Raw genomic sequence first — 19198 nt, 5'->3', positions numbered from 1 at the left:
GGAATGAGGATATGTCAAAAGAGATAGCAAAAAAACGTATAGAAGAACTACGTGATTTGTTAAATACATTTAACTATCAATATCACGTATTAGACAATCCTTCTGTTTCTGATGCGGAGTATGACCGTAATATGCAGGAGCTTATAAAATTAGAAGCAGAGAACCCAGAGTTTATGAGTGAAGACTCTCCCTCCATTCGCGTTGGGGGGACTGTTCTTGATATATTTGAAAAGGTAACGCATAAATCACCAATGTTAAGTTTAGGAAACGCGTTTAATGAAGGAGATTTGCGTGATTTTGATCGAAGAGTACATCAGGGAATTGATGATGCGAATGTAAGATATATATGCGAATTAAAAATTGACGGACTTGCTGTTTCACTTCATTATGAAAAAGGACGCTTTATTCAAGGAGCAACACGTGGTGATGGTATAACGGGTGAAGATATTACCCAAAACTTAAAAACGATTAAAGCTATCCCGCTGCGTTTAAATGAAGAAGTAACGTTAGAAGCACGAGGCGAGGCTTATATGCCGAAGCGTTCATTCGTTAAGTTGAATGAAGAGAAAGAACAAAATGGTGAAGATGTATTTGCGAATCCACGTAATGCGGCAGCAGGATCGATACGTCAACTTGATCCGAAAATTGCAGCGAAGCGTAATTTATCTATGTTTGTGTATGGTCTTGCTAATGTAGAAGAAAAAACAATTCCATCCCATAGTGAATCACTGGATTTCTTAGGGGAGCTTGGATTTAAGACGAATCCAAATCGTCGTACATGTGAAACAATCGAAGATGTAATAGCCTATGTAGAAGAATGGCAAGAAAAACGCCCGCATCTTGATTATGAGATTGATGGAATCGTTATAAAAGTAGACGATGTTGCTCTTCAAGAAAGCTTAGGAACTACAGCAAAGAGTCCAAGATGGGCGATTGCTTATAAATTCCCGGCTGAAGAAGTTGTTACGAGATTAACAGGGATTGAATTAAGTGTCGGCCGCACAGGGGTTGTAACACCAACTGCAGAGCTAGAGCCAGTGCGAGTAGCTGGAACTATTGTTCGTCGTGCTTCTTTACATAACGAAGATTTAATTCGTGAAAAAGATATTCGAATCGGTGACTACGTTGTTGTGAAAAAAGCTGGAGATATCATTCCTGAAGTTGTGAACGTTATTTTTGATAAGCGTACTGGTGAGGAAGAAGAATATCATATGCCAACGCATTGTCCAGCGTGTGAGAGTGAACTTGTTCGTTTAGAAGAAGAAGTAGCACTTCGATGTATAAATCCGACTTGTCCAGCTCAAATTCGTGAAGGGTTAATCCATTTCGTTTCAAGAAATGCAATGAATATTGACGGACTTGGAGAACGTGTAATTACACAACTCTTTGATGCGGATTATATTCGTACGTTTGCTGATTTATATTCATTGACGAAAGAGCAATTATTACAGCTAGAACGATTCGGTGAAAAATCAGCAACAAATTTAGTCCAAGCAATTGAGAATTCTAAGGAAAACTCATTAGAGCGATTATTATTCGGTCTGGGTATTCGTCATGTAGGTGCGAAAGCGGCACGTACATTTGCTGAGCATTTCGAAACGATGGATGAGCTTGTGAAAGCGACGGAAGAAGAACTAAAAACAATTAATGAGATTGGTGAAAAAATGGCTCAATCCGTTGTAACGTATTTCGATAATGAAGACGTATTAGAGCTATTACAACAATTTAAAGAGTATGGCGTGAACATGGCATACAAAGGGATAAAAATTGCTGATTTACAAAATGTTGAATCGTACTTCGCAGGAAAAACTGTCGTCTTAACAGGGAAATTAGAAGTTATGGGCCGCAGTGAAGCGAAGAAGAAAATTGAGGCATTAGGTGGAAAAGTAACAGGAAGTGTTAGTAAAAGTACGGATTTAGTTGTTGCTGGTGAAGCTGCTGGTTCGAAATTAGCACAAGCAGAGAAGCACAATGTTGAAGTTTGGAATGAAGAGAGGTTCTTACAAGAGCTGAATAAGTAAGAGGTGCAAACTTACGATGAAAAAAATAGCGTTAGCGGTATTAAGTCTTAGCCTACTTGTAAGTGGGTGTAGCATGGGTTCTAACAAAGATGAAAAAACAGTTGAGAAATCAGGGAAAGCGAAAGAGCAAGCGGTTATCTCAAAATATTCCATTTCGGATGAATATTATAAGACAACATTTCCATTTGATCCAGGTAGTGCACGTGGTTTAGTTGGACAAAGTTTGAACAATCGTCTAGATATAGATGAATTTGAAACGGGACTAATGCGCATTGCGAAAGACTCATTTAGCACGAAAGATTATTTCTTTAAAGGTGGAGACTTTTTAGACACACAAACGATTCAAATGCTTGTGAAAAGAAAGCGTACAGATGCTGAGCAAAAAGAGCTAGAGGATAAGTTGAAAAAAGATGCGGTTAAATTTCCAAATATAGGGTTGAATCCTACCTTAGGTGAAGGATCAGAATCGTTAGAAGTAAAAAATACAAAAAATCCAATGTATATCTCAAATATTTTAGAACATGACTATTACTTACAAAATGGTGATAAAGGTACTCAGCCTGATGGTGTTGTAGTTGGATTAGCGATGAATTCGGTTCATTATTACGAGGAAGAGCATGGTTATCCGCGTGAGGCTAAAATCGAGCAAGAAAAAATGTTAGCTGAAGGGAAAAAAATGGCACAAGAAATCTTGAAAGTAATGCAGCAAAAAAAGCCTGAAATAAAAAATATTCCGGTTACATTTGCAATTTATCGTCAAGGTCCACAGTCTTCGCTTGTGCCAGGGAATTTTGTTTCTTATGCTAAGGTAGAAAAAGGCAGTGAAACGGTTGAGGATTGGAAGCCGATCAATGAAAAATATTATTTGTTCCCGTCTGAACAAGCAAAAGCGGATAATAAACGTGAAGACCTTGCAAGGGTGTCAAACTTTAAATCAAAATTAAGTGAGTATTTCCAAGGCGATTATACAGCTATTATTGGTACTGGAATGTATAGAGATGATGAATTAAAAGAAATGAAGCTCGATATTCCTGTCCAATTCAATGGGAAAGCTGAAGTCATTGGTTTTACACAATATGTAGCTGGACTTGTTATGGAATACTTCCCGAATTATATGAAAGTACAAGTAACAATTAAATCAGTGGAACGCCCAGAAGCAATTATTATACGTGAAGCGAAGCAAGATGAACCACTTGTGAAAATTTTAGATTAAAGATGAAAGCTGTTTCTATAAAGGAACAGCTTTTTTTCTTGAAAAATTTTGTTATAATTTTAAATGTTACAAATAAAGGGGTAAGGGGTAAAATCATGGAAGAACTAAGCTTTCAAGTCATTATTTTATTAATTGCATTCGGGTTTTTAGCTGCTTTTATTGATTCGGTTGTTGGAGGAGGAGGGTTAATTTCGCTTCCTGCACTTATGTTTGTTGGTTTATCACCAGCTTCGGCAATTGCAACAAATAAATTAGCTGCAACGATGGGGACGCTTACGAGTACAATTTATTTTATTCGATCAGGTAAGGTTGATTTTCGAATTGTAGGAAAGTTAATCCCATTAACTATTGTTGGAGCAGTCGCAGGTGCTTTAGTGGTAAAGTTTATTCCACCTGATATTTTGCGTCCACTAGTACTCGTAATGTTGGTTTTTATTGCCATTTATATTATTGCGAAAAAAGATTGGGGAAGTGCATCTACCTATAAAAAGATGACAAAAGGGAAAACATTAATGTTTTTCTTTGTTATTTTAATGATAGGGTTTTACGACGGATTTTTTGGACCTGGGACAGGATCCTTTTTAATTTTTGCATTTTTATTAATTGGTTTGGATTTTATTCAAGCGGCAGCATCTGGAAAACTTTTGAATTTCGTTAGTAATATCGTATCTTTAATTACTTTTTTATTTTTAGATGTGATTCATTTTGAATACGGTATTATTATGGGGTTATCAATGATTTTAGGTGCTTATTTTGGATCGAAGTTTGCGGTTCAAAAAGGTGTTGGATATGTAAGGACTTTATTTTTATTAGTTACTATTTTATTAATAGGGAAAAATGTTTTGGAATATACTCATATTTTGTAGATTCATACGTATGTATGAATCTCTTTTTTTTATTATATTTTAAAAATTAATTAATTTTTAAAATATAAGTCTAGGAATATTTGAATAAATCTAAATTATCGTGTAGAATAATGTTGTAAAATGTAAACGTTTTTCTAAGGGGAGGCTAAAAAAATGGTAGTAGCATACAAACATGAGCCATTTACAGATTTTTCAGTAGAGGCTAACAAATTAGCGTTTGAAGAAGGTTTAAAGAAAGTAGAATCTTATCTTGGACAAGACTATCCATTAATTATCGGGGGAGAAAAGATCACTACAGAAGACAAAATTGTTTCTGTAAACCCTGCAAATAAAGAGGAACTTGTTGGTCGCGTTTCAAAAGCAAGCCGTGAATTAGCTGAAAAAGCAATGCAAGTAGCGGATGCGACATTCCAAACTTGGAGAAAGTCAAAACCAGAAATGCGTGCAGACATTTTATTCCGTGCTGCAGCAATCGTTCGTCGTAGAAAACATGAGTTCTCTGCTATCCTTGTAAAAGAAGCAGGTAAACCATGGAATGAGGCAGATGCTGATACAGCAGAAGCAATCGACTTTATGGAATATTATGCTCGTCAAATGTTAAAATTAAAAGACGGTATTCCAGTAGAAAGCCGTCCAATTGAATATAATCGTTTCTCTTACATTCCATTAGGAGTAGGTGTTATCATTTCTCCTTGGAACTTCCCATTCGCAATTATGGCAGGTATGACAACAGCTGCTTTAGTTTCTGGTAACACAGTATTACTAAAACCAGCTAGTACAACTCCTGTAGTAGCAGCGAAATTTATGGAAGTATTAGAAGAAGCTGGTTTACCAGCTGGCGTAGTAAACTTCGTTCCAGGTAATGGTTCTGAAGTTGGTGACTACTTAGTAGATCACCCTCGTACACGTTTCGTAAGCTTCACTGGATCTCGTGATGTAGGTATCCGTATTTATGAGCGTGCAGCGAAAGTAAACCCAGGCCAAATTTGGTTAAAACGTGTTATCGCTGAAATGGGCGGTAAAGATACAATCGTTGTTGATAAAGAAGCAGATCTTGAATTAGCAGCTAAATCTATCGTTGCATCAGCATTCGGATTCTCAGGACAAAAATGTTCTGCATGTTCTCGTGCAGTAATCCACGAAGATGTATACGATCACGTATTAAATCGTGCAGTTGAATTAACAAAAGAATTAACAGTTGCTAACCCAGCTGTATTAGGTACAAACATGGGTCCTGTTAATGACCAAGCTGCATTCGATAAAGTAATGAGCTATGTTGCAATTGGTAAAGAAGAAGGTAGAATTCTAGCTGGTGGCGAAGGAGACGATTCTAAAGGCTGGTTCATCCAACCGACAATCGTTGCTGACGTTGCAGAAGATGCTCGCTTAATGAAAGAAGAAATCTTCGGACCAGTAGTAGCATTCTGTAAAGCAAAAGACTTTGATCATGCACTTGCAATTGCAAACAATACAGAATACGGTTTAACAGGAGCAGTTGTTACTAACAACCGTGACCACATTGAAAAAGCACGTGAAGACTTCCACGTTGGTAACTTATACTTCAACCGTGGATGTACTGGTGCAATCGTAGGTTACCAACCATTCGGTGGCTTTAACATGTCTGGTACAGACTCTAAAGCTGGTGGCCCTGATTACTTAGCACTTCACATGCAAGCAAAAACTACTTCTGAAACTTTATAAGAAATAGTAGGAAAGATCTTCACAGATTGTGAAGATCTTTTCTTTTTGAGAAATTCTCTATAATAGAAGCTAGTTAATTTTAATTAAGAAAATATTACCAAATATTACTATTTGTTCTTTGGAATTAGTTAAACCCTATTAATAGTGGGATAAACATGTAAATAGAAACAAAATAGCGAGAAAAATTGACTTATTAGTCATATTTTTTAGTATTCATTTTGAGAATTTCCTGTATAATACAATTTGAAAGAAAATCTATGGTTAGACAAGAGAACACTCCTTTCGGTTTTGCTCACTGAAAGGAGTGTTTTTTTTATTGATATAGATTAAGAGTCTTGTCTTAAGAATATTCAACAGTTAGATGGAAGAAAAAATCTCTATTTAAGTAGTTAACTTGGATAATATTAAATATATAAGAAAAAAATTGAATTTATTGTTAAAATTTTATATAGTATACTCAGTGTTTTATAGTCGAATATCAAGATTTTAGGTTTTCATTTTTGTTTTAACATTAATTATATTCCGACATAATGGATTTGTACTTTTGGAAAAGACGAAAATGGTTAGAAAAAATATTCTGTGGGAAGGGACGATTGTTAGATGAATAATGGGGTGAAAAAGAATTACGTTGAATATGTTGACGTACTACGTGTATTTTCGATGTTTGCGGTAGTATTTCTTCATACTGCTGCAGGAAGCTTACGGGGGAATATCGGTTCAGGTACTTGGCATATAACGAATGCACTGACAACTGTATTTAGTACAAGTGTGCCTATCTTCTTTATGATTTCTGGTGCGATGTTAATGAGGAGTAGTAAAACGACATCGCTTAAAATAGCTTATACAGAACGTTTGCCAAAATTAATTGTACCATTTATTATATGGTCAATTATTGCCGTGTTATATTTTACGCCAAGACCGATACAAATAACAAATGTTATTAAGAGTATTTTATACATACCGAATCAAGCGGCGACAGTACACCTTTGGTTTATGTATGCCATTATTCCTTTGTATATTCTTTCTCCTCTTTTAAAGAAAATGGTAGATGCTTTAAGTAAAGAGCTTATAAAGTACATGTTAATTCTTTGGTTTATAGTAAGTTCGCTATTGCCAACAATTGCAGTACTAGTTCCAAATAAATTAAAACCAATATTCACGTTGTATCCTAATTTTGATATGAACTTTTTAGGTGGATATATAGGGTATTTCCTCTTAGGTTATTATTTAATGACGTATGAGAAGAAGGTATCAAAAAGGTTGTTACTATCCATAATTGTTATAGATACACTTCTAATTATATTGGGTACTTGGTATGAAACGGTTAAAATCGGAGAGTACTCTGAGGATTTCAAGGCGTATGTTAGAGTATTCGAAGTAATACTTTCAGGTTCAATCTTCTTATTAGTAAAAGAATATTTTAGGAATTACTCAATGAAGCCATTTATGTTTAAGGGAATACAAGTTTTATCTGCTTTTTCATTTGGTGTGTATTTAATGCATAATTTAGTAGTTGTATATATTGGGAATAAATTAAATCTTTGGCCAGCACAATCAATTTGGATGTTACTGGCTGCTTTCATAATAATTACGGCTATAACAATGATAGCAATTATAATTTTTGCAAGTATGAAAATCACATGTTATCCATTAACAGGAATGAGCTTTAAGGAAGCTTCTCGTACATGTAATATTCAATTTTTATGGAAAAATTGGACTCAATCAAAAGATAGTAAAAATGATAATGTATCAATGTAAATAATTAGTAAGGTTGTTATAGATATAATATGAATTCTTAAAAATAGGGCATAAATAGATGGTAAATATACTATGATATAGTCGAAAAAAATCCTTTTGAATTTTCAAAAGGATTTTTTTCGTTGTACAAACTCTTTTGTGCTAAGTATTTCAGCATATATATTATTCAAACTCGCCAAAATTGTATTATGAATATAAACAGCTGGTATAGTAGCATTCTTAAATGAAAGATCTTTTGTAGCACAAGCATCGTGTATTAGGGTACAGTGAAAGCCAAAATCAAAAGCAGCCCTTACCGTAGCATCAATACACATATGGGTCATCATCCCGCATATTACGACGTGCTCAATTCCTGAATGTTGTAATCGTTCTAGAAGATTAGTTTCTCGGAAGCTATTTGGATAATGTTTAAGGATAACGGTTTCCTCTCTAAGTGGACGGACATTTTCGTGAATATGGACACCTTCTGTATTGGGTAGGAAAAAAGTAGCGTTATCTTTTATAGCTACATGCTGGATATGAAAAATAGGTTCGTTTCTTATTCTAAAATGTTGCAGTAGCTGATTAGCATATTCACTTGCTTCTACTGGATTACGTAATTCCATCTTTCCATTTGGAAAATAGTCATTTTGAATATCGACGAGCAAAAGGGCTGTTTTCATATATTCATCTTCCTCCGAGTTTCATATTCAAATAATGTTATTCAATTCATAGAGAGGATTCTCCTTTTAAAAAATATGAGTGAGGAGAATTTAACATAACATTGTATTGTGAATTTTTATTTAAAAATTTTAATAGAGAAATAATTAATATTTTTCCGAAAAATGTATTGACTCTTATTATTCTGAGTTCTATAATGAGAATTAATTAAATGATAATTAAATCGATACACTCTTATCCAGAGAGGTGGAGGGACTGGCCCTACGATACCTCAGCAACGGATTTTTTAATACCGTGCTAATTCCAGCAAGCTTAAAGTAAGCTTGGAAGATGAGAAGATGTGAACGAGTACATATAAGTGCTCTCCTTCTTATCTTTTACAAGTGATAAGAAGGGGAGCACTTTTTATTTTACCTCGAAAGCTCTACTTTAAGTTTTACAGCATATAGGAGGGAAGAAAATGATTTCTTTTAACAATGTAAGTAAAGTATATGAATCAGGTGGGCAATCTGTTCATGCAGTGGAGGATGTAACGCTATCAGTTGAAAAGGGCGAAATTTTTGGCATTATCGGATTTAGTGGTGCTGGAAAGAGTACGTTATTACGTCTAGTAAACATGCTAGAGAGACCAACTGCGGGAACGATTTCAATAGATGATAAAGATATTACATCATTATCGACGAAAGAATTACGGAAATTAAGACAAAGAATTGGGATGATTTTTCAAAGTTTTAATTTATTTAATTCAAGAACAGTGTTTGGAAATATTGCATATCCATTAAAGTTAGCGAAATTGCCAAAGAATGAAATAAAAGAAAGAGTAACTGAATTACTAAAATTTGTTGGTTTAGAAGATAAAGCAAACTATTATCCAGAGCAGTTATCAGGCGGACAAAAACAGCGCGTTGGGATTGCAAGAGCACTGGCGACATCACCGGATATTCTCATATGTGATGAGGCAACATCAGCTTTAGATCCAGAAACAACGACAGAAATTCTGAACTTATTAAAGAAAGTAAATCGAGAATATAATTTAACGATTCTACTTATTACACATGAAATGCACGTAGTGAAAGAAATTTGTCACCGTGTAGCTGTAATGGAGAAGGGGAAAGTTATTGAAGAAGGAAAACTATTTGACGTTTTCACACAACCAAAAACAAAAACAACTCAAAACTTTGTACGTTCTGTTATTAATGATCACTTACCAGACAGTGTTCTAGCGAAAATTCAAAATGGTGGACAAATTTATCGCTTAACATTTACTGGTGAGGAGACAGGGCAGCCAGTACTATCTTATATCGCGAAGAACTATAGCGTCGATGTAAATGTATTGTACGGAAATATTATTGAACTTCAAAATGTGCTATTTGGAAATCTTCTTGTAGAATTGCAAGGTGAACAGAAGGAAATTCAAAAAGCGTTACAACATCTAAGACTGCAAGTGCAGCTGAAGGAGGTAGAAGCTCATGCGAGTTGATTGGAGTATATTTTGGCCCCGCATATTAGATGCGACGGGGGATACCCTCTTAATGGTAATTGTAACTCTTATATTTGCTACAATTCTTGGTATACCTCTAGGTTTACTATTATATGTAACAAGGAAAGGAAACTTTTTAGAAAATAAATGGGTCTTTTCTATTCTTAATATCATAATTAATACAATTCGTCCGGTTCCATTCATTATCTTTTTAGTAGCTTTAAGCCCACTAACAAGAAGTGTTATCGGAACGACGATTGGAACAGCAGCAGCAATCTTCCCAATGACGTTAGTTGCATCAATTGGTATTGCTAGAATGGTTGAAACAAATCTTGTTTCTGTTCCGAAAGGGGTAATTGAAGCAGCGCAAGCAATGGGAGCTTCACCAATTAGAATTGTTTTTGAAATTCTTGTGCCAGAAGCGTTAGCGCCATTAATCTTAGGTGTTACGTTTATGACAGTTGGTTTAATTGAATTTTCTGCAGTTGCTGGGCTTGTCGGTGGTGGCGGTCTTGGTGACTTAGCAATGACATATGGTTATCAACGTTTTGATACGTCAGTTATGTTCGTAACGGTTGTTTTACTTATTATTCTCGTACAAATAGCTCAAAATTTAGGAAACTACTTTGCAAAAGTCTTTTTACGCAGATCATAAAAAGGAAGAGGGGAAAAGAAAATGAAGAAAATTTTAGCATTTGCATTATCAGCAATCGTAGGAATTACAGCTTTAAGCGGCTGCTCAGGTGGAGATACAGGTGCAGGAGCGAAAGAGAAGGTAGTTCGCGTCGGTGTAACTGGAACAGATGGAGACGCTTGGGAAATTTTGAAGAAAAAAGCTGAAAAAGAAGGGATTAAAATTAAACTAGTTGAGTTCTCTGATTACACAACGCCAAATAAGGCGTTAGCTGATGGAGATATTGAACTAAACTCATTCCAGCATATCGCTTTCTTAGAGCAATTTAAAAAGGAGCATAAGTTAGATATTACAGCTGTCGGTACAACGCAAATTGCACCAATGGGTTTATACTCTGAACAATATAAGAAAGCAAATGAAATCCCAGATGGTTCAGAAATTGCTATTCCAAATGATCCAACGAACCAAGCGCGCGCATTAAAACTTCTTGATGCAGCTGGATTATTAAAGCTTAAGAAAGACTTTGGATTATTTGGAGATCCAAGTGGTATTGCTGAAAATCCGAAGAAGTTAAAAATTACACCGGTTATCGCACAGCAAACACCTCGTGTATTAAAAGATGTAGCAGCTTCAGTTATTAATAACGGTGTTGCTGGTCAAGCTGGATTAGATCCAGCGAAGGATCCAATCTTCTTAGAAGATCCGAAAAATGAAAATGCGAAGCCATATATTAATATTTTCGCAGCTCGTACGAAAGATAAAGATGATCCAACACTGAAAAAAGTAATTGAACTATATCATTCAAAAGAAGTAACAGATGCAATTAAGAAAGAAACAAATGATGGTTCAATTTCAGTAGATTTTTCACTTGATGAGCTTGAAAAAATCGTAAAATAATTATTGAGTTTAACGACTAACAGTAGGAACCCCTCCGCTGTTAGCTCGTTCAACATATAATCTACTTAACAAACAAAACCCTAATTCTGTACCTTCCAATTTTGTATAACATAGAATCCAATGTTTGTTAAGTAGAGTGATGGACCGGGAGTTTTCCTGGTCTTTTTTTATTACTGAAAGCAGCTAGCGAATAGTAAGGTAATCCAAATTATAATAGGATAAGAAAGTAAGCTGAAAATGAGTGTAATTACGAATTGCTTTTTATGAATTAATTGTCTTTTGGATGAAAAAAAGAAAATAGAAAAGATAACAATGAAAACTGAGGATATTACGCCAGGATTATAGGAGCGATAAATCAAAAACAAAATAATATGTTGCACAGCGTTAAAGAAAATGGCTCCTTGTATAAAAATAATCCAATATATAGAAGACAAGAAGTTTAGTTGATATAGAAAGATGATAAGTACGACGAAGATTGTTAATATGGAAATGGCAATGAAAAATTGTTGGCTAGTTATAAGATGAATTGAAAATTGATTAGCAAGATATTGTGGCATTTGGAAAGCTTCTTCAAGGTTATGAATGAAAAATAATAATGGAATGATCCAAAGCGTAATAGTGGAATGTTTTTTCATCAACTTATATCACTCCAATAAAGTATAGAAAGCCTAAAAAAGGCCCTCTATACAGAGATGATTATTCAATTATGATACTTTTTAAATTATCTTCATGATGGTCTCGTTCTTTCGGATAAGCAGCTAGCTCCTCTTGCAAAATACTTAGCATTTGTTTAGCTGATTGCTGGATTGGAGTAGGTAGCTCTTCTAATATACGCATACCGACTCTTACTTTTGTCCGAATTACTTTTCGTAGTAATTCCTCATGCATGCACCACACCTCCAAATCGAATGTTTAGTACATCCTCTTCAAACTTGGCTCCTTGAATAGAAAGGTGTGTTAATGTTTTTGGTAATGTGATGTTCCGTTTAACAGAGCCGGCTCGAATAATAAGCTCATCACCTTTTTGATTTAATGAAAGTTCACTTTTGTTTGAGAAGGGAATGGACAGAACGAAAATATACTCATCGCCATCTTTTTTCACATATTGTGTGCGACCATTGAATTTCACTTCAGTAGGAGAAGGATCGGATTTAAATAAAGCATTGCCTACACGCTCTAACATAGGTAAACCAACAACTTCTTGTTCAAACATGGGAGCTTCGTAAATAGGAAGTGGCTGAAAACTATCTTGAATTAATGTTTTATATTTCTTTTGCGTATCTTTCCATGCTTGAAAATAAGGATCGGTGACAGTGTTAGGGATGACACGGTTAATCATGATGGCATCTACGTTATAATCGTATAAATTTAAATAAGTAAAACTACGCTGAGCTTCTTTAATGACCATTTTTTCAGGATTTACAACGATGCGGATACTTGTTATTTCTCGGTTCGATAAAATATCTCTCATTTCTCCAAGCTGTTCAAGTGTATTTGTTAATTCGTCCATAATATCATCGGTTGGAAGGGGGACACCAAGAAGTGGTTGAGCTACAGGACGAACGACTTTTAAAACTTTTCTTTTAATAGGAAATAATTTTTCCATCCACCAACCGAGCATGTCAGGAAAACTAAGCATTGCTAATGTTTCTCCTGTTGGAGCGCAATCAATGATGATAACGTCGTATGTGTTTTTTTTATAATAATCGAGTACTCGAAGTAAGCTAATTAAATCTTCCATACCAGGAAACATCGTTAATTCTTCTGTCGTAATATCATCAGCTGCTTTGGAAGTGAAGAGCAGTGTAATGTATTTCTGTAACTTTCCCCAGCCTTTTTCCATTTCATAAATCGTATTAATCTCTTGTGCCCATAAATTTTCTCGAATTTCTAATGGTTCAGAAGATAGTTTTATGCCAAATGAATCTCCTAAACTATGAGCAGGATCTGTACTCATTACTAATGTTTTTAATCCTTTTTTTGCGCTTTGGAGTGCTGTTGCTGCTGAAATGCTAGTTTTTCCTACGCCGCCTTTACCTGTATACAAAATAATTCTCATCATTCTATCCCCTTTGTTTCGAGTTTCGAATATTACGAGTGTCGAAGTATTTAATTGAATAAAAACCCAGCTAGGGTTTTATTCAATCGGAATGTTTTTCATTTTAGGTGTAGAAACCTTTTCTTCTGTTTTTTGCTGTGACGTAGCGATGTGATTCATGATCTTTTGGAATATTTGTAGTAAGAAAGCTGTTTCTTCTTCTGACAAAGCTTCTGTCACTAGGTTAAAGTAATGGGCCGCATTTTGTTTCACTTCTTGAACGAGCATTAAGCCGTTTTCTGTTAAACGAATTAATACAATACGTCGATCGTTTTCATCACGGTATCGTTCAATATACCCCTTTTTTACAAGACGATTTACAACGCCTGTCGTTGTACTCATTGGTATATCAAGAAGTTCAGCGATTTTTGTCATTGTAATATCTGTGTTTCGCTCCATCCAAAGTAAACAAAATACTTCTGTTTTAGAAAGTGTTAAATCTAGACTGACCCATTCTTCAGGATAGAAAAGTTTCTTGGCGTTATCTAGCAGTAAGTCTAAAAAATGTTCATATTGCAACAATTATTTCCACTCCCGTATATTTCGAGGTTCGTAATATTTGTTTTTATTTTATGTGGAATTGAAATAAATGTCAATAATTTTAACTGTTTTTTCGGATTAGACAGAAAACTATCTTTAAAATAATATTTTTTTATGATAGATTTATAAATAGCAAAATAGAATTTACATAAAAATCCATCATGATAAATATATTTATCTATAATGGGTGTACAGCCAACGAGGGGGAGAACGATGAGAAGACGAAATACGCAAGCGTTCACGTTTTTAGCATGGACTTCATTTGTTTGCGCGCTTTCAGGTATGCTAATTGGGATTTATACGTTAGATGAAACGCTTAGTGTAAAAGGATACTATTTAATTGGAACATTATTTTTAACGATGTCTTGTTTTGTATTACAAAAAACAATTCGTGATAATGAAGAGGATAACGAGAGATTTCCGAAAAATAAACCGTTAGATAAAGAGTAAATCGTAAAGAAAGGCATTTGCCTTTCTTTTTTTATGTAAAAATACCGTAAGTACCGTGTGTTGACTTGCTTGAAGTACTGAAAATTTGGTATCATCAATAGTATTGTAGATTGAACGATATATTATGGAGGTGGCCTAGCCGTGTCAAGAATTTCCGTTGAGAATGTAAAGCACGTAGCACATTTAGCACGTCTTGCAATTACTGATCAAGAAGCAGAAAAATTTCAAAAACAACTAGATGCAATTGTTACATTTGCAGAACAGTTAAATGAATTAGATACAACTGATGTAAAACCAACAACTCACGTATTAACTATGAAAAATGTTATGCGTGAAGATGTACCAGAAAAAGGTTTACCAGTAGAAGAAGTATTAAAAAATGCACCGGATCACAAAGATAATCAAATCCGTGTTCCAGCAGTATTAGAATAGAGGAGGGAATTTCGATGTCATTATTTGATCATTCGGTATCAGAGTTACATAAGAAGTTAAACAACAAAGAAATTTCCGTTACGGATTTAGTAGAAGAATCTTACAAACGTATTGCGGATGTTGAAGATAACGTAAAAGCTTTTCTTACATTAGATGAAGAAAATGCACGCGCGAAAGCGAAAGAATTAGATGCAAAGATTGGTGCTGAAGATAATGGTTTATTATTCGGTATGCCAATCGGTGTAAAAGATAACATTGTAACTAACGGTCTTCGTACAACTTGTGCGAGCAAAATGTTAGCAAACTTCGATCCAATTTACGATGCGACAGTTGTACAAAAGCTAAAAGCTGCTGACACAGTTACAATCGGTAAGTTAAATATGGACGAGTTCGCAATGGGTTCTTCAAATGAAAACTCAGGTTTCTATGCTACGAAAAACCCATGGAACTTAGATTACGTTCCAGGCGGATCTAGTGGTGGTTCTGCAGCAGCTGTAGCAGCAGGAGAAGTATTATTCTCTCTAGGTTCTGATACGGGTGGTTCTATCCGTCAGCCAGCCGCATATTGCGGCGTTGTAGGTTTAAAACCAACTTATGGACGCGTATCTCGTTACGGATTAGTAGCATTCGCATCTTCACTTGACCAAATCGGACCGATTACACGTACAGTAGAAGACAATGCATACCTATTACAAGCTATTTCAGGTATTGACCGCATGGACGCAACTTCTGCAAACGTTGAAGTAGGAAACTACTTAGCTGGTTTAACAGGCGACGTTAAAGGTTTACGCATTGCTGTACCGAAAGAATACTTAGGCGAAGGTGTTGGCGAAGAAGCTCGTGAGTCAGTACTAGCTGCATTAAAAGTGTTAGAAGGTATGGGCGCAACTTGGGAGGAAGTATCTCTTCCGCACTCTAAATACGCTCTAGCAACGTATTACTTATTATCTTCTTCTGAAGCATCAGCTAACCTTTCACGCTTTGATGGTGTACGTTACGGTGTTCGTTCTGATAATGTAAATAACTTATTAGATCTTTACAAAAACACACGTAGCGAAGGTTTCGGAGATGAAGTAAAACGCCGTATTATGCTTGGTACATTTGCACTTAGCTCTGGTTACTATGATGCATATTACAAAAAAGCACAACAAGTACGTACATTAATTAAAAATGACTTTGAAAATGTATTTGCTAACTATGATGTTATTATTGGACCGACAACGCCAACTCCGGCATTTAAAGTGGGCGAAAAAGTGGACGATCCAATGACAATGTATGCAAATGACATTTTAACAATCCCAGTAAACTTAGCGGGTGTTCCAGCGATTTCTGTTCCATGTGGATTCGGTGCTAACAACATGCCACTTGGTCTACAAATCATTGGTAAACACTTCGATGAAGCGACAATTTACCGCGTTGCACATGCGTTTGAGCAAGCAACAGACTATCATACAAAAAAAGCAAGTCTGTAAGGAGGCGAGCATAGATGAATTTAGAAACAATTATTGGTTTAGAGGTTCACGTTGAGTTAAAAACAAATTCGAAAATTTTCTCTGCGAGTCCAACAGAATTCGGAGCGGAGCCAAATACACAAACAAGTGTAATTGACTTAGGATACCCAGGGGTACTTCCTACTTTAAATAAAGAAGCAGTTAACTTTGCAATGAAAGCTGCAATGGCATTAAACTGTGAAATCGCAACGGAAACGAAGTTCGACCGTAAAAACTATTTCTACCCAGATAATCCGAAAGCTTACCAAATCTCTCAATTTGATAAGCCAATTGGTGAAAATGGTTGGATTGAAATCGAAGTAGACGGTAAAAAGAAACGTATCGGTATTACACGTCTTCATTTAGAAGAAGATGCTGGTAAATCAACGCATACAGCTGATGGTTCATTAGTAGACTACAACCGTCAAGGTATGCCTTTAATCGAGATCGTATCTGAGCCAGATATGCGTACTCCAGAAGAAGCATATGCGTACTTAGAGAAGTTAAAATCAATCATTCAATATACAGGTGTATCTGATTGTAAGATGGAAGAAGGTTCTCTTCGTTGTGATGCGAATATTTCACTTCGTCCAGTTGGACAAGAGAAGTTCGGTACAAAAGCAGAACTGAAAAACTTAAACTCTTTCACTTACGTGCAAAAAGGTCTTGAGCATGAGCAAGTGCGCCAAGAGAAAGAATTATTATCTGGTGGTATCATCCAACAAGAAACACGTCGTTATGATGAAGCAACGAAGAAAACAATCTTAATGCGTATAAAAGAAGGATCTGACGATTACCGTTACTTCCCAGAGCCAGACTTAGTTGAACTTTACATCGACGATGAGTGGAAAGAAAAAGTACGTGCTTCGATTCCAGAACTTCCAGATGCACGTAAAGCTCGCTATGTTGAAGAAATTGGCTTGCCGGCTTATGATGCACACGTATTAACATTAACGAAAGAAATGTCTGATTTCTTTGAAGCAACTGTTGCAGACGGTGCTGATGCGAAATTAACATCAAACTGGTTAATGGGTGAAGTGCTTGCATACTTAAACAAACAACAAAAAGAATTAAAAGACGTTGCATTAACGCCTGCTGGTTTATCTAAAATGGTTCAATTAATTGAAAAAGGTACAATTTCTTCTAAAATCGCGAAGAAAGTATTTAACGAATTAATTGAAAAAGGTGGAGACCCAGAAGAAATCGTTAAAGCGAAAGGTCTTGTTCAAATTTCTGACGAAGGTACACTTCGTAAAGTTGTAACAGAAATTCTTGATAATAATGAGCAATCTATCGAAGACTTTAAAAACGGTAAAGACCGTGCAATTGGCTTCTTAGTTGGTCAAATTATGAAAGCGACAAAAGGACAAGCCAACCCACCACTTGTTAACAAAATCTTACTTGAAGAGATTAATAAGCGATAAAAATAAAAGAGGAATTCTTATTTTTGAGCGCTAAAATAGTATAGATTTTTAAAGATTAAACAGAAAAAACACCCGTATTTGGGTGTTTTTTCTGAGTTAATCAAACGTTTGTTTAAATGGTGAAAAATAATTTAAATAAACGTTTGATTAACTGTCAAAAGTGAAAAAATGTTTGTATAGCAACTATGGTATGATAGTTGCAAAAAGGTGGGAATAATGATAAATCTAGACATAGAGGTTTTTTTCATCTCATGAAATAATAGATAATTATTATTCGTTATATGTAAATTGATGTGAGGAAATAGATGGACATAAATTTTTTTGTAAAATAAAACAAAACCATTGAAATGAATATTTACTTTTGATGGGCTACACGAATCGGGTTCTTACTGCCTGTTTGAGCGGGATAAAAGAAGGATAGGAAGATGAGAGGAGGTAGGCATGGGAATACTGAATAGAAGTTCGGTATGTTCTTTTTCGATACATAAAGAAATTTCCTGTGCTAATAAATGATGAAGCGAGCAAGGATTATTTATAACCCTACTTCTGGACGTGAGCTATTTAAGAAGAGCTTACCAGAAGTATTACAAAAATTAGAACAAGCTGGATATGAAGCGTCTTGTCATGCGACAACTGGTCCTGGAGATGCGACTGTGGCAGCGAGGCAAGCTGCGGATCGTAAGTTTGATGTTGTTATCGCAGCTGGTGGTGACGGTACGTTAAATGAAGTGGTGAACGGTTTAGTAGGACATGAACATCGTCCAAAGTTTGGAATTATTCCAGTTGGAACGACAAATGATTTTGCGCGTGCGATTGGTGTACCTCGTGCTATTGAAGAGGCTGCGGATATTATTTGTGAAGGGAAAACAGTTCCGTTAGATCTTGGTAGAGCGAATGATACATATTTCATTAATATTGCTGGTGGCGGCCGTATTACAGAATTAACATATGAAGTGCCAAGTAAGCTGAAAACGGTATTAGGTCAACTTGCTTACTATTTAAAAGGAATCGAAATGTTACCATCATTACATCCAACATATGTTGAAATCGAGTATGATGGGAAGTTACTACAAGAAGAAATTACGATGTTTTTAATTACAAATACTCGTTCAGTTGGTGGATTTGAAAAGGTAGCACCATATGCGTCTATTAACGATGGGTTATTTGATTTATTAGTGCTGAAAAAAGGTTCTATCGCTGATTTAATTAAAGCAGCAACACAAGCGCAGCGAGGGGAACATATTAACAATCCAAAAGTGCTATATACACAAGCGAATCGAATTAAAGTGCATTCACCAGATAAATTAATGATTAATTTAGATGGTGAATATGGTGGAGATGCACCGATGGAATTCGAAAATATATATCATTGTCTGGAACTATTTGTTCCAGAACACCAAGAGGATGCCCTGTAAAGGCATCTTTTTTTTGCTTTTACCTCACTATTTGCGAGTAATAAGATTCTCCCGCTGATTAAAGTTTCACTTTATGCAGGTGAATTGTAAATTGGAAGTTAGTTTGATTTTTATGGTAT

18 protein-coding genes and 1 riboswitch are annotated in these 19198 nt (G+C 35.4%); of the genes, 13 read left to right on the top strand and 5 right to left on the bottom strand.

Going from position 1 to position 19198, the window contains the following annotated elements; genetic code table 11:
* Positions 1-11: 11 nt before the first annotated feature.
* From ligA to JDS80_RS13820, 5 genes are all read left to right on the top strand, one after another.
* On the top strand, positions 12-2021 hold the full coding sequence (ligA, locus tag JDS80_RS13840) for an NAD-dependent DNA ligase LigA (protein WP_071747199.1): 2010 nt from the start codon (positions 12-14) through the stop codon (positions 2019-2021).
* 16 nt (positions 2022-2037) lie between these two features.
* Positions 2038-3234, top strand: coding sequence for a CamS family sex pheromone protein (locus JDS80_RS13835; protein ID WP_199638928.1), 1197 nt, complete (start codon positions 2038-2040; stop codon positions 3232-3234).
* 95 nt (positions 3235-3329) lie between these two features.
* Positions 3330-4100: a TSUP family transporter gene (locus tag JDS80_RS13830; protein ID WP_071747201.1), complete on the top strand. Its 771-nt coding sequence runs from the start codon at positions 3330-3332 to the stop codon at positions 4098-4100.
* Positions 4101-4253: 153 nt separating this feature from the next.
* Complete coding sequence (gene pruA / locus JDS80_RS13825; protein ID WP_071747202.1) at positions 4254-5801, top strand: L-glutamate gamma-semialdehyde dehydrogenase; 1548 nt, start codon at positions 4254-4256, stop codon at positions 5799-5801.
* Positions 5802-6401: 600 nt separating this feature from the next.
* Entirely contained in the window at positions 6402-7559 is a 1158-nt protein-coding gene (locus JDS80_RS13820) for an acyltransferase (protein WP_199638926.1), read from the top strand.
* Between the two features lie 104 nt (positions 7560-7663).
* Here the strand turns inward: JDS80_RS13820 and JDS80_RS13815 are convergent, their stop codons facing one another.
* Complete coding sequence (locus JDS80_RS13815) at positions 7664-8221, bottom strand: cysteine hydrolase family protein (RefSeq protein WP_071772030.1); 558 nt, start codon at positions 8219-8221, stop codon at positions 7664-7666.
* A 229-nt stretch (positions 8222-8450) separates the two neighbouring features.
* A riboswitch (SAM riboswitch) is annotated at positions 8451-8556 on the top strand.
* Positions 8557-8679: 123 nt separating this feature from the next.
* On the opposite strand from JDS80_RS13815, the gene JDS80_RS13810 reads away from it, so the two are divergent.
* From JDS80_RS13810 to JDS80_RS13800, 3 genes are read left to right on the top strand one after another with little or no spacing between them, the layout of a single operon-like run.
* On the top strand, positions 8680-9699 hold the full coding sequence (locus JDS80_RS13810; RefSeq protein ID WP_071747204.1) for a methionine ABC transporter ATP-binding protein: 1020 nt from the start codon (positions 8680-8682) through the stop codon (positions 9697-9699).
* Positions 9689-10354, top strand: coding sequence for a methionine ABC transporter permease (locus tag JDS80_RS13805; protein WP_001261864.1), 666 nt, complete (start codon positions 9689-9691; stop codon positions 10352-10354). The genes JDS80_RS13810 and JDS80_RS13805 overlap by 11 nt, the downstream gene beginning before the upstream one ends.
* 21 nt (positions 10355-10375) lie before the next feature.
* The gene (locus tag JDS80_RS13800; RefSeq protein ID WP_199638924.1) at positions 10376-11230 is read left to right on the top strand and encodes a MetQ/NlpA family ABC transporter substrate-binding protein; all 855 of its coding nucleotides are present in this window, start codon (positions 10376-10378) and stop codon (positions 11228-11230) included.
* A gap of 170 nt (positions 11231-11400) precedes the next feature.
* Here the strand turns inward: JDS80_RS13800 and JDS80_RS13795 are convergent, their stop codons facing one another.
* The 4 genes from JDS80_RS13795 to JDS80_RS13780 all read right to left on the bottom strand — a co-directional run bounded on the left by JDS80_RS13795 (position 11401) and on the right by JDS80_RS13780 (position 13850).
* On the bottom strand, positions 11401-11868 hold the full coding sequence (locus JDS80_RS13795; RefSeq protein WP_199638922.1) for an HXXEE domain-containing protein: 468 nt from the start codon (positions 11866-11868) through the stop codon (positions 11401-11403).
* A 58-nt stretch (positions 11869-11926) separates the two neighbouring features.
* Positions 11927-12118 (bottom strand): DUF3926 domain-containing protein, encoded by a 192-nt coding sequence (locus JDS80_RS13790; protein WP_199638920.1) that lies wholly within the window; start codon positions 12116-12118, stop codon positions 11927-11929.
* Positions 12111-13292 (bottom strand): ArsA family ATPase, encoded by a 1182-nt coding sequence (locus JDS80_RS13785; RefSeq protein WP_199638918.1) that lies wholly within the window; start codon positions 13290-13292, stop codon positions 12111-12113. The genes JDS80_RS13790 and JDS80_RS13785 overlap by 8 nt, the downstream gene beginning before the upstream one ends.
* 75 nt (positions 13293-13367) lie before the next feature.
* Positions 13368-13850 (bottom strand): MarR family winged helix-turn-helix transcriptional regulator, encoded by a 483-nt coding sequence (locus JDS80_RS13780; protein ID WP_199638916.1) that lies wholly within the window; start codon positions 13848-13850, stop codon positions 13368-13370.
* Positions 13851-14081: 231 nt separating this feature from the next.
* Here JDS80_RS13780 and JDS80_RS13775 point away from each other — a divergent pair, with 231 nt between their 5' ends.
* The 5 genes from JDS80_RS13775 to JDS80_RS13755 all read left to right on the top strand — a co-directional run bounded on the left by JDS80_RS13775 (position 14082) and on the right by JDS80_RS13755 (position 19079).
* Entirely contained in the window at positions 14082-14318 is a 237-nt protein-coding gene (locus JDS80_RS13775) for a YiaA/YiaB family inner membrane protein (protein WP_001254393.1), read from the top strand.
* A 141-nt stretch (positions 14319-14459) separates the two neighbouring features.
* Positions 14460-14750: an Asp-tRNA(Asn)/Glu-tRNA(Gln) amidotransferase subunit GatC gene (gatC, locus tag JDS80_RS13770; protein ID WP_000086999.1), complete on the top strand. Its 291-nt coding sequence runs from the start codon at positions 14460-14462 to the stop codon at positions 14748-14750.
* A 14-nt stretch (positions 14751-14764) separates the two neighbouring features.
* On the top strand, positions 14765-16222 hold the full coding sequence (gatA, locus tag JDS80_RS13765; RefSeq protein WP_000051449.1) for an Asp-tRNA(Asn)/Glu-tRNA(Gln) amidotransferase subunit GatA: 1458 nt from the start codon (positions 14765-14767) through the stop codon (positions 16220-16222).
* Between the two features lie 14 nt (positions 16223-16236).
* On the top strand, positions 16237-17664 hold the full coding sequence (gene gatB / locus JDS80_RS13760; RefSeq protein ID WP_071747210.1) for an Asp-tRNA(Asn)/Glu-tRNA(Gln) amidotransferase subunit GatB: 1428 nt from the start codon (positions 16237-16239) through the stop codon (positions 17662-17664).
* Between the two features lie 509 nt (positions 17665-18173).
* Entirely contained in the window at positions 18174-19079 is a 906-nt protein-coding gene (locus JDS80_RS13755; protein WP_000977668.1) for a diacylglycerol kinase, read from the top strand.
* Positions 19080-19198: the final 119 nt, after the last annotated feature.

The sequence above is a fragment of the Bacillus cereus group sp. N8 genome, from assembly GCF_016483685.1.
In the GTDB taxonomy this organism is placed as follows: domain Bacteria; phylum Bacillota; class Bacilli; order Bacillales; family Bacillaceae_G; genus Bacillus_A; species Bacillus_A proteolyticus.
This window is presented reverse-complemented; position numbering and strand designations above follow the sequence as displayed.